Raw genomic sequence first — 11,138 nt, 5'->3', positions numbered from 1 at the left:
CAGCGCGCCGAAGAAGGAGAGTTGATAGATGCCGATGGCGCGCGCCCGCACCCAGGCGGGCGATGAGAGCTGCGCCGCCGCCTGCAGGGTGCTGGCGGCGCCGATCCAGGCGGCGCCGTAGAGCAGCATGCCGAGCCCCGCCGCCGCCCATCCGCCCAGGGCCAGGCGCGGCGCAAGGCCGAGCAGCAGCAGCGCGCCGGAGGCGAGCAGCGAGGCCGCCATCACCAGCCCGCCACGGTCCAGCCGGGCGCGGGCGCGCGGCAGCAGCAGCCCGCCGCCCACGGCGCCGACGCCCATGGCCGCCAGCAGCAGGCCGAAGGCCTCGGGCCCCAGCCCCAGCCCCTCGCGCACCAGCAGCGGCAGCAGCCCCCACATGGCGGCGCCGAAGAAGAAGAACACCACCGCCCGCAGGATGATGACCCGCAGCGCCGGCGAGGCGCCGACGAAGCGCACCCCGGCGCGCATGGCGGAGAGGAAGTGCTCCTTGGGCAGCCGGCTGGCCGGCGCCTCCCGCCGCCACAGCACCAGCGCCACGATGAGGATGAGGAAGCAGAAGGCGTTGAAGGCGAAGGCCGCCTGGGTGCCGGCGAGGCCGATGATGAAGCCGCCCAGCGCCGGCCCCACGGCGCGCGCCAGGTTGAAGCCGATGCCGTTGAGCACGATGGCCTGGGTGAGATCGGCGCGCGGCACCAGCTCCGGCGTGGTGGCGGCCCAGGCGGGGAAGTTCATCGCGCTGCCGGCGCCGATGGCGAAGGTGAGCGCCAGCAGCCCCCACGGCCCCAGCACGCCCAGCGCCGTGAGGATGCAGAGGAGCAGGCCCATGGCGCACATCCAGGCCTGGGCGAAGATCAGGTAGCGGCGGCGGTCCACGATGTCGGCCATGGCGCCCGATGGCAGCGCCAGCAGGAAGACCGGCAGCATCGAGGCCGCCTGCACCAGGCTGACCATGATGGGCGAGGGGGCGAGGCTGGTCATCAGCCAGCCGGCGCCGGTGTTCTGCACCCACATGCCGGTGTTGCTGGCCAGGTTGGCCAGCCAGAGCAGCCGGAAGGCCGGGTGGCGGAGCGGCGTGAAGGCGGAGGGCGGAGTCGGTTGGGGCATGGTGGGGGGCAAGCTGCCTCAATACCCCCCGGGGGGGCGTGACTGTTTGGTCATCTGCGCGCGACCGGCGGGATACACGAGGAAACGTTCATTTCCGGAAAAGGGCTCCGAGAAATCATCGCCGGCCTGGCGGCGCCCCGGCGGGAAGCGCCATGCCAGGCTGGCAAGGCCTCCCGGCTTCGTTTTATCCCGGACCGGAGGACGCTTTCCGTCAGGCGAAGTCCCGCTCGCGCTGGCGCACCAGGGCGGTGATGGTGGCGTTCACCGGCGCCGCGCGCCCGGCCAGCGCCGCCTCGCGCGGGATGGCGCCGTTGATGGCGTCGATCTCGCTGCGGCGGCGGGCCCGGTGGTCGAGCAGCAGGGAAGGGCGGGCATTGGGGATCTTGCGGCCGAAGGCGGTGATGTGCGCCACCGGGTCCTCCACCGAGAGGCGGACGCCGCGCGCCTTCGCCACTTCCCATGCCTCCACCCCGCAGGCGCGGGCGGTGGGCCAGAGATCCTCGTCCGCCATCACCTCGCCGATGGTCAGGCCGGTCAGCGCGCAGATCCCGGAGAAGGTGACGTTGCAGATCAGCTTCTCCCAGGTGAGGGCCTGGATGTCGTCGCAGGCCTCGGCGCGGAAGCCGGCGCCGCGCCACATCGCGGCGATGGCCGCGAGGCGCGGCGTCGCCGGCCCGTCCAGCTCGCCGATGCGCACCACCTCCATGCCGTTGTGGTGGGCGTGGCCCGGCCCCTTCAGCGAGGCGCCGAAGCCCCCGGCGATGCCCGCCACCACCCGGTCCTGCCCCAGCGCCCCGGCCAGTACGGCGCTGCTGCCGAGGCCGTTCTGGATGGTCAGCACCGTGGTCTCCGGCCCCAGCAGCGGCGGGATGGCGCGGGCGGCGGTGGCCACGTCCCGCGCCTTGGTGGCGAGGATCACCAGGTCCACCGGCGCCTGGCCCTCGGTGGAGGTGGCGGCGGCGAGGCGCACGGTGCGCTCGCCCGAGGCGCCCTCCAGCCGCAGCCCGTCGCGGTTCATCGCATCGACATGCGCGGCCCAGGAATCGATGGCCAGCACATCGTGCCCCGCGGCGGCGAACAGGCCGGCATAGACCGAGCCCATGGCGCCGCAGCCCAGGATGGCGATTCGTGACATGCATTCCCTCCGTCGCGGCGCCTCTGCCACGCCGGAGGTCCGGTCATGCGGGTGCCGTCAGGGGGCAAGCCTCCCCCGCATCAGCGCCGCCACGCAAGCCTCGAAGCCCTCAAGCTCCTGCCAGCGGCGCGCCTCCGGCACCTCCCGCGCGACGAGGATGCCGCCCGCGGCGGCGATGCCGCCATCGATCATCAGGTTATCGTGGCAGCCGAAATCCTCCAGCGCCAGCCCCTCGGCATCGGCCCAGCCGCCCCCGGGGCCCGGCCGCAGCCCGGCGCCCAGGAAGTGCCGCGTGCGCTGGGTGAAGCCCTGGCCGCTGTTGCTGTAGCCCGCCACCGGCCGCCCCAGCGCCCGCATGAAGCCCAGCTCGTACACCGTGCCGGCATCGGCCGAGGGGCCGCGGAAGGGGGTGAGGTTGGCCACCAGCGCGTCGCAGGCGCGGATATGCGCCTCGTTGCGGAGATAGATCTCCAGCCAGCGGCTCTCCGCCGCGTCGGCAGCGGCGCTCTCGATGAGGTCGGTCGGGAAGACGCCCTCCGCGCCGTGGCGGGCGCAGATGGCCTTCTTGGCGGCGGCGATGGCGGCGGCATCGGGGAGGAAGACATCGGGTCCGGCGAGATAGATGCGCATGGCGCGCAATCTGCCCCGGCCGGGCCCGGCTGGCCAGGAGCGGCGCGCCTCAGGCGGCGTCCAGCGCCCGGGGCGGCAGGGCGTGCAGGTCGCCCACGAAGCGGTCGCGCCAGCGCTCCAGGCTGTTGTGCCGCATCACCTTCAGCATGGCGGCGTGGCGCTCGCGCCGCTCCGCCAGCGGCATGGCGAGCGCCCGGGCCAGGGCATCGGCCACGCCCGCCTCGTCATGCGGGTTCACCAGCAGGGCGGCATCCAGCTCCCGCGCGGCGCCGGCAAATTGCGAGAGCACCAGCACGCCCGGATCGGCCGGGTCCTGCGCCGAGACGTATTCCTTGGCGACGAGGTTCATGCCGTCCCGCAGCGGCGTCACCAGCCCGACGCGGGCGGCGGCGTAGAGCGGCATCAGGGCGCGGCGGGGGAAGGAGCGGTTCAGGTAGCGCAGCGGCGTCCAGTCGAGGTCGGCGAAGCGGCCGTTGATGCGCCCGGCCTCGCCCTCCAGCTCGCGCCGGATGGCCTGGTAGGCCTCCACATCCGTGCGGGAGGGCGGCGCGATCTGCAAATACTCCACCTGCCGGTGCCATTCCGGATGCTTCGCCAGGAAGCGCTCATAGGCGGCGAAGCGCTGGCGCAGCCCCTTGGAGTAGTCGAGCCGCTCCACGCTCATCATCAGCGCCCGCCCGGCGAGGCCGGAGCGGAGTGCCGCGAGCTGCGGCTGGTCCGCGCCCGCCACCGCCTCGGCCCGCAGCGCATCGACATCGACGCCGATCGGGTAGACGCCGGTGCGGATCTGGCGGCCCTCGGCGGCGAGCAGCCCGCCCTCCAGCGCCGTGCCGCCCAGCTCGCGGCAGACATAGTCGGCGAAGGCGGTGCGGTCGGCCTCGGTCTGGAAGCCGATCAGGTCGTATTGGCAGAGGGCGCGCACCAGCTCGGCATGGACCGGCACGGTCATCAGCACGGAGGGCGCCGGGAAGGGGGTGTGCAGGAAGATGCCGATGCGGTTGCGCAGGCCGAGCGCCCGCAGCGCCCCCGCCAGGCAGAGCAGGTGGAAGTCGTGCGCCCAGATGACGTCGTCCGGCGCCACGAGGTCGGCCAGGTGGCGGGCGAAATGGGCGTTGACGCGGCGGTAGCCCTCGAACTCCGACCAGTCGAAGCGGGCCAGGCCGGTCTGGTTGTGCAGGATCGGCCAGAGCGTGCCGTTGGCGAAGCCGCGGTAGTAGTCGTCGTAGTCCCGCTGCGTCAGGTCGGTGGTGTAGAGGGTGACGGGGCCGCTGCGCGCCACGGCGGGCGGCAGGCCGGGCGGCAGGCTCTCGGGCGGCACCACCTCCGGCACCGTCTGTCCGGACCAGCCGAACCACAGCCCGCCCTTGTGGCGCAGCGCGTCCATCACGCCGGCCGCCAGGCCGCCGGCGGTGGCCTCGCCCTCGTTGATCGGGGCGACACGGTTGGAAACCACGACCAGTCGCGACATGCGCGCTTCCCCTCACGCCGCCTCCGGCAGCTCCGGCAGGTTCCCGGAGTGCTGCTGGCGCAGCAATTCGCGATACGGTCCGTGGCGGCGGGCCAGCTCCGACGGAGGGCCGTCCTCCACGATCCGGCCGTGATTCATCACGATGATTCTGTCGAAATTTTGCAGGGTCGAAAGGCGGTGCGCGATGGCGATGACGGTGCGGCCGCGCATCAGGCTGTCGAGCGCCGCCTGGATGGCGCGCTCGCTCTCGCTGTCCAGCGCCGAGGTGGCCTCGTCGAGCAGCAGGATAGGCGTGTCCTTCAGCAGCGCGCGGGCGATGGCCAGGCGCTGCCGCTGCCCGCCCGAGAGCTTGACGCCGCGGTTGCCCACCACCGTGTCGAACCCTTCCGGCAGCGCCTCGATGAAGGCGCGGCAATGCGCCATCTCGGCGGCGCGCAGCACCTCCTCGTCCGTCGCGTCGGGGCGGCCGTAGCGGATGTTCTCCCGCACCGTGCGGTGGAACAGGGCGGTGTCCTGCGGCACCACGGCCAGCGCCGTGTGCAGGCTCTCCAGCGTGACGTCGCGCAGATCCTGCCCGTCGATCAGCACGCGGCCGGAATCGGGGTCGTAGAAGCGTTGCAGCAGGGCGAGAACGGTGGATTTGCCGGCGCCCGAGAAGCCCACCAGCCCGACTCGCTGGCCGGGCGGCACGGTGAGGTCCAGCCCGTCCAGCACCGTCGGGCGGTCCGGATAGGCGAAGTGCACCGATTCGAGCCGCACCTCCCCCGCGCCGGGGAGGAGCGGCACGGCGCCGGGGCGGTCCTCCAGCGCGTGCGGCACCAGGAGGGCGCCGGTCGCCTCCTCCAGCCGGGCGAGCTGCTGGGTCAGTTCCACCAGCGCCACCGCGATGTCCCGCGTGCCGTGCAGGATGGTCAGCGACAGGGTGGCGAGCAGCGCCACGTCCCCCACCGAGGCCTGGCCGCGCTGCCAGAGCAGCAGGGCGGCAGCCAGCACGGCGCCCGCCATCAGCACGGTGAGCACGGCGTGGATCGTCCGCAGCTTCTCCATGTAGAGCAGGCTGCGCCGGTGGGCACCGATCTCCTCGCCCACGGCCCCCGCGATGCGCGCCCGCTCGCGCAGCGTGGCGCCGAAGGCGCGCATGACGCCGATATTGCCCACCACGTCCACCAGCTCGCCATCGATGGCGGCGGCGCTGTTGGCGTGCCGGCGGTGCAGCGCGGCGCCACGCCGCGCCAGCCGGTGCATCAGCAGGCCGATGGCCAGTGCCACGGCGGCCAGCGCGAGTGCCAGCGGCGGGTGGATGGCGCCGGTGAACAGGATGGCGCCGATCACCGCCGCGCTGGGCGGCACCACGTTCCAGGCGAGCGTGTTCTCCACCGTGAAGGCGGCCTGGGCGGTGGCGGAGACGCGGGCGGCGAGCGCCCCTGGCAGGCGGTCCGCGAAGTAGCCCGGGGTGTGGCCGGCGAGATGGGCGAAAAGGTCCTGCCGGATGTCGCCGGTGACGGCGGTGAAGCTGCGCGCCGCTGCCCAGCCGCCGACGCGCCAGAGCAGGTTGTCGGCCGCGATGATGGCGCAGAGCAGCGCGAAGGCCGGCCAGACGCTGCGCGCCGCCGCCTCCGGCCCCATCGCCACGATGTCGATGAGGTGCTTCAGCCCGTATTGCGTGGAAATCGAGCACAGCACCGCCAGCAGCACGGCGCCGAACACCACCGCATGGCCGAGCGGCCGGCGCCGGGCGTAGCGGAAGAGGAAGCCGAAGGCGGAGGGTCGCGGCGCGCTCGGTGCGGTCAAGGCAGCCTACTTTTCGCCATAATGGATTTGTATAACGCCAATGAAGTAAAGGCGACGATAAATATTTTCAACATTTTCGCGCCCGAACTCAAATAGAAGCTGTGATCTGCCTGAGAAAAGGGATCGCGTTCATGCGTATCGCGCAAATCTCGCCGCTGTTCGAGGCGGTGCCGCCCAAGTTGTATGGCGGCACGGAACGCGTCGTCTCCTCCCTCACCGAGGAACTGGTGGCCATGGGCCACGATGTCACCCTCTTCGCCAGCGGCGATTCCGTCACCGCCGCGAAGCTTGCCGCGATGCGCGACCAGGCGCTGCGCCTCGACCCCACCGTGAAGGACTGGGTGGCGCACTACTACAAGATGGTCGAGCAGATCGCCCAGCGCGCCGGCGAGTTCGACGTCATCCACTCCCATATCGACTACTTCCCGCTCGGCCTGCTGGACCGGCAGCGCACGCCGTTCCTCACCACCCTGCATGGTCGGCTCGACCTGCCGGAATTCAAGATGATCTACGAGACCTACGGGCACACGCCCTTCGTCTCGATCTCCGACAACCAGCGCCTGCCGATCCCGAAGCTGAACTGGGCGCGCACCGTGCTGCACGGCATGCCGGCCGACCGGCTGACGCCGCAGCCGGTGGAGCAGAAGTACTTCGCCTTCCTCGGCCGCGTCTCGCCGGAGAAGGGGCTGGACCGCGCCATCCGCATCGCCGCCCGCGCCGGGGTCAAGCTGAAGGTCGCCGCCAAGATCGACGACGCGGATCGCGCCTACTACAACCGCGAGATCTCGCCGCTGATGAACCAGTCGCATGTCGAGTACATCGGCGAGATCAACGACAGCCAGAAGCCCGAGTTCCTCTCCGGCGCCCATGCCCTGCTCTTCCCGATCGACTGGCCGGAGCCCTTCGGCCTCGTCATGATCGAGGCGATGGCCTGCGGCACGCCCGTCATCGCCATGCGCCGCGGCTCCGTGCCGGAGGTGATGGAGAACGGGCTGACCGGCTTCATCGTCGAGAACGAGGATGAGGCGGTGGCGGCCGTCGCGCGCATTCCGGAGCTGGACCGCGCCCGCATCCGCCAGCGCTTCGAGCAACGCTTCACCGCCCGCCGAATGGCTGAGGACTATGTCTCGGTCTACGAGCAGCTGATCGAGGCGAACAAGAAGCCCCGCCTGCGGGCGGTCAACGTCTGACAGAAAAAAGAAACCTGGGGGAAGGAATTCCCCCAGGCCCCCATCTTCTTTCTGCAAGGGCCGGCGGACGATGTCCGCCGGCCTTCAATCCTTCCGGTGCATCGCCTTCACCAGCACCAGGACGGGGACCAGGCCCACCGCCACGATCAGCAGCGCCGCCGTCGAGGCCTCGGCCAGCCGCTCGTCGGAGGCCAGGTTGTGCACCCGTACCGCCAGGGTATCGAGGTCGAAGGGGCGGACGATGAGGGTGGCGGGCAGCTCCTTCATCGTGTCCACGAACACCAGCACGGCGGCGGTGAGCAGCGCGCCGCGCGCCAGCGGCGCCTCCACCCGGCGGATCGCCTCGCCCGGGCCGCAGCCCAGCGTGCGGGCGGCCTGGAACAGGCTGGGCTTGAGGCGGGCCAGACCGCTCTCCACCGCCGACTGCCCCACGGCCAGGAAGCGCACCACATAGGCGAAGACCAGCGCCACCATGGTGCCCGAGAGCAGCAGCCCGGTGGAGAGGCCGAACTGCGCCCGCATCCAGCCATCCAGCGCGTTGTCGGCCAGCCCGAAGGGCACCAGCGTGCCGACGGCGATGACCGAGCCCGGCACTGCGTAGCCCAGCCCCGCCACCCGGTTGGCGATGCGGGAGAGGCGCGAGGGATAGAGCCGCAGCCCCCAGCCCAGCAGCGCCGCCAGCGCCACGCCGATCAGCGCCGTGGTGCCGGCCAGCAGCAGCGAGTTGCGGGCGAAGGGCAGGTAGCGGTGCGGCGCCAGCGCGTCGCCCTGCTCCACCATCAGCCAGAGCAGCCCGCCCGCCGGGATGGCGAAGCCCACCAGCACCGGCAGGGTGCAGAAGGCGGTGGCCGCCCAGGCCTTCACGCCATGCAGCGCCACCGGCCGCAGCGGCGGCTGGCGGGTGGTGGTGGGGTGGTAGCGGCGCCCGCCGCGCGAGGCGTGCTCGGCCAGCAGCAGCAGCGCCACCACGCCCATCAGGCAGGCGGCGAGCTGGCTGGCGGCGCCGCGGTCGCCCATGCCGAACCAGGCCTCGTAGATGCCGGTGGTGAAGGTGCGGACGGCGAAGTAGTCCACCGTGCCGAAATCGGCCAGCGTCTCCATCAGCACGAGGCCGGTGCCGGCGGCCAGCGCCGGCCGGGCCAGCGGCAGCGCCACCCGCAGGAAGGTGCGCGGCAGGGAGAGGCCGAGCGTGCGGCTTGCCTCGATCAGGCAGGTGCTCTGCTGCAGGAAGGCGGCGCGGCAGAGCAGGTACACGTAAGGGTAGAGCACGGCGGCCAGCATCAGCGCGGCGCCGGGCAGGCTGCGGATCTCGGGGAACCAGTACTCGCCCCAGCGCAGCCCGGTGGCGTCGCGGATGGCGGTCTGCACCGGGCCGGCGCCATCCAGCAGCCAGGTGTAGAGATAGCCGCAGACATAGGCCGGCATGGCCAGCGGCAGCAGCAGCGCCACCTCCAGCGATTTGCGGCCGGGGAAGCGGCAGGCGGTGACCAGCCAGGCGCAGACCACGCCCGTGCCCGCCGCCATCGCCGCCACCAGCGCGCCGAGCTGCAGCGAGTTGCCCAGATAGGGCAGCAGGTTGGTCCGGGCGATATGGTGCCAGACCTGGTTGTCGCCGCCGCCGAGCAGGGGGGCGGCGGCGCTGGCCAGCACCGCCAGCACGGGCAGCGCCACCAGCAGGGCGACGAGCCAGCCCGCGCGCGCCCAGAGCGGCACGCGCCGCCGGGGCGGCTGCCGCGCCGGGGCGCCGGCCTGGGTGACGGGATGGGGGGAGGGGAGAGTTGTGATTGACACGCGACTGCGACTGCTTTTCAGCCGCGTTAGCACCGGCCCCCCGCCGGTGCAAAGGCAATCCCGCCCCGCGGTGCCCCAGGGAGGCGGCGTGGGGCGGCTACTCGGCGGCGCCGGCCTTCCGGGCCTGCCACTCCGCCAGGGTGGTGCGCGGGATGTCCACCCGGTCCCGCGTGCGGGTGTACCAGCCGCGGCCGTGCATGCGGCCCAGCAGGTCGAGCTTCGGGGTGTCGATGTAGTATTTCTCGGCGTTCAGCACGCAGTCGTCGCGGACATGCAGCGCCAGCACCCGGCCCAGCACCAGCGTGTGGTGGCCGACGGGCACGAGCTGGAAGGTCTCGCACTCCATCGCCACCGGGCTCTGGGCGATGCGCGGCGGCGCCACGCGGGTGCTGGCGGCCTTTTCCAGCCCCACCTCGTCCAGCTCGTCCACCCCGGGGGGGAAGTCGGTGGCGGTGGCGCTCATTGCCGGCCCCATCGCCTCGTTCACCAGGCAGACGACGAACTGGCCGGTGGCGCGGATATTGGCCAGCGTGTCCTTGGCCGGGGCGTCGGCGCCCTCGGGGCGCGGGCCGCAGGAGAAGCCCACCACCGGCGGATTGTCACCGAAGGCGTTGAAGAAGGAATAGGGCGCGGCGTTCACCACGCCCCCCTGGTCCTGCGACACCACCCAGGCGATCGGGCGCGGCACGATGGTCGAGACCATCAGCTTGTAGGCCTCGCGGGTCGGGATCGTCTCGAAGTCGAACAGCATGCGGGGCGTGGTCCTGGAAGGAGGAAGGGGGTCAGCCGACCTTGTGCGGCGCGGGCTCGCCGCGCAGCAGCACGGCGTCGAGGTTGTCGAGGCAGCGGAAGCCCATGGCGTCGCGCGTCTCCACCGTGGCGCTGCCGAGGTGCGGCAGCAGCACCACGTTGGGCGCCGTGTGGTAGCCCTCGAAGATCTTCGGCTCGCCGTCGAACACGTCGAGCCCGGCGGCGCGGAGATGGCCGGATTGCAGCGCCGCGCAGAGCGCCTGGTCGTCCACCGTGGTGCCGCGCCCGGTGTTGACCACGATGGCGCCGGGGCGGAGCTGGGCGATGCGCCGTGCATCGAGCCAGTGGCGCGTCGCGGCGCCGCCGGGGATGTGCATCGACAGCACGTCGATGGCGCCGAGGAAGGCGGTGTCGTCGCCATGGTAGGTCGCGCCCTGCTCCTCGGCGGGCGGGAGGCGGTTGCGGTTGCGGTAGTGGATCTCCATGCCGAAGCCGCGCGCCATCTGCGCCAGGGCCTGGCCGATGCGCCCCATGCCGAGGATGCCGAGGCGCTTGCCCTCCAGCGTCACCCCCATCAGCTGGGTGGGCGCCCAGCCGGTCCAGGCGCGGGCGCGCACCAGCCGCTCCGCCTCGCCGCCGCGCCGGGCGGCGGTCAGGATCAGCAGCATGGCGATCTCGGCGGTGGCCACGCTCAGCACGTCCGGGGTGTTGCTGACCACGATGCCGCGCGCCGCCGCCGCCTCCAGGTCGATATGGTCGGTGCCGACGCTGAAGGTGGCGATGACCTTCACGCTCTCGGGCAGGGCGGCGATGGTCTCGGCCCTCAGCGCGTCGCCGGCGGCGCAGAGGATGCCGACCGCCTCGCCCTCCGCCGCCGCCCTGGCGATCTGGCTGCCCGACATCGGCACGTCGGCCGGGTTGGGGATGGTGGTGTAATCCCGCTGCGCGCGGGCCTCCACGGCATCCGGGAAGCGGCGGGTCAGCAGGAGGACGGGCTTGCTCATGCGGCTCAGCTCCAGATCGGGTCGATGGGGGGGTGGCCGGCCAGCACGGCCGCGATGTTGTCCAGGCTGCGGTGGCCCATGGCGTCGCGCGTCTCCACCGTGCCGCTGCCGATATGCGGCGCCAGCGCCACGTTGGGCAGGCCGATGAAGCGCCGGTCGAAGCGCGGCTCGCCCTCGAACACGTCGAGCCCGGCGGCGGCGATGTGGCCATCCTGCAGCCGGGCGATCAGCGCCTCCTCGTCGATCAGCCCGCCGCGCGCGGCGTTCACCACCACCGC

At 72.3% G+C, this 11,138-nt stretch carries 10 protein-coding genes; 1 reads left to right on the top strand and 9 read right to left on the bottom strand.

Annotation, left to right across the window (positions count from 1 at the left end):
* The 5 genes from ACZJYS_RS18615 to ACZJYS_RS18595 all read right to left on the bottom strand — a co-directional run.
* Positions 1-1,101: MFS transporter (locus ACZJYS_RS18615; protein ID WP_493179889.1), on the bottom strand; the 1,101-nt coding region annotated here is incomplete at its 3' end.
* 211 nt (positions 1,102-1,312) lie between these two features.
* A complete protein-coding gene (locus ACZJYS_RS18610; protein ID WP_493179888.1) occupies positions 1,313-2,236 on the bottom strand; it encodes a ketopantoate reductase family protein in 924 nt (307 codons plus the stop codon).
* A 57-nt stretch (positions 2,237-2,293) separates the two neighbouring features.
* Positions 2,294-2,866 (bottom strand): nucleoside 2-deoxyribosyltransferase, encoded by a 573-nt coding sequence (locus tag ACZJYS_RS18605; RefSeq protein WP_493179887.1) that lies wholly within the window; start codon positions 2,864-2,866, stop codon positions 2,294-2,296.
* 49 nt (positions 2,867-2,915) lie between these two features.
* Entirely contained in the window at positions 2,916-4,334 is a 1,419-nt protein-coding gene (otsA, locus tag ACZJYS_RS18600; RefSeq protein WP_493179886.1) for an alpha,alpha-trehalose-phosphate synthase (UDP-forming), read from the bottom strand.
* 12 nt (positions 4,335-4,346) lie between these two features.
* Complete coding sequence (locus tag ACZJYS_RS18595; protein WP_493179885.1) at positions 4,347-6,125, bottom strand: ABC transporter ATP-binding protein; 1,779 nt, start codon at positions 6,123-6,125, stop codon at positions 4,347-4,349.
* A gap of 131 nt (positions 6,126-6,256) precedes the next feature.
* On the opposite strand from ACZJYS_RS18595, the gene ACZJYS_RS18590 reads away from it, so the two are divergent.
* A complete protein-coding gene (locus ACZJYS_RS18590; RefSeq protein WP_109518509.1) occupies positions 6,257-7,315 on the top strand; it encodes a glycosyltransferase family 4 protein in 1,059 nt (352 codons plus the stop codon).
* Positions 7,316-7,399: 84 nt separating this feature from the next.
* Here the strand turns inward: ACZJYS_RS18590 and ACZJYS_RS18585 are convergent, their stop codons facing one another.
* From ACZJYS_RS18585 to ACZJYS_RS18570, 4 genes are all read right to left on the bottom strand, one after another.
* The gene (locus ACZJYS_RS18585; protein WP_493179884.1) at positions 7,400-9,106 is read right to left on the bottom strand and encodes an ABC transporter permease; all 1,707 of its coding nucleotides are present in this window, start codon (positions 9,104-9,106) and stop codon (positions 7,400-7,402) included.
* A gap of 97 nt (positions 9,107-9,203) precedes the next feature.
* Positions 9,204-9,857, bottom strand: coding sequence for a flavin reductase family protein (locus tag ACZJYS_RS18580; RefSeq protein WP_109518510.1), 654 nt, complete (start codon positions 9,855-9,857; stop codon positions 9,204-9,206).
* Positions 9,858-9,888: 31 nt separating this feature from the next.
* Positions 9,889-10,860 carry a 2-hydroxyacid dehydrogenase gene (locus ACZJYS_RS18575; protein WP_493179883.1) on the bottom strand — a complete coding sequence of 324 codons (972 nt, stop codon included), beginning with the start codon at positions 10,858-10,860 and terminating at the stop codon, positions 9,889-9,891.
* Positions 10,861-10,865: 5 nt separating this feature from the next.
* A partial coding sequence (locus ACZJYS_RS18570) for an NAD(P)-dependent oxidoreductase (protein ID WP_493179882.1) occupies positions 10,866-11,138 on the bottom strand: 273 nt, incomplete at its 5' end.

Source organism: Roseomonas sp. TS2, assembly GCF_058833935.1.
This window is presented reverse-complemented; position numbering and strand designations above follow the sequence as displayed.

Coding starts and splice junctions, on each gene's coding strand:
- ACZJYS_RS18610 (WP_493179888.1), bottom strand. CDS start 2,236: ATGTCACGAATCGCCATCCTGGGCTGCGGCGCCATGGGCTCGGTCTAT.
- ACZJYS_RS18605 (WP_493179887.1), bottom strand. CDS start 2,866: ATGCGCATCTATCTCGCCGGACCCGATGTCTTCCTCCCCGATGCCGCC.
- otsA (WP_493179886.1), bottom strand. CDS start 4,334: ATGTCGCGACTGGTCGTGGTTTCCAACCGTGTCGCCCCGATCAACGAG.
- ACZJYS_RS18590 (WP_109518509.1), top strand. CDS start 6,257: ATGCGTATCGCGCAAATCTCGCCGCTGTTCGAGGCGGTGCCGCCCAAG.
- ACZJYS_RS18580 (WP_109518510.1), bottom strand. CDS start 9,857: ATGCTGTTCGACTTCGAGACGATCCCGACCCGCGAGGCCTACAAGCTG.
- ACZJYS_RS18575 (WP_493179883.1), bottom strand. CDS start 10,860: ATGAGCAAGCCCGTCCTCCTGCTGACCCGCCGCTTCCCGGATGCCGTG.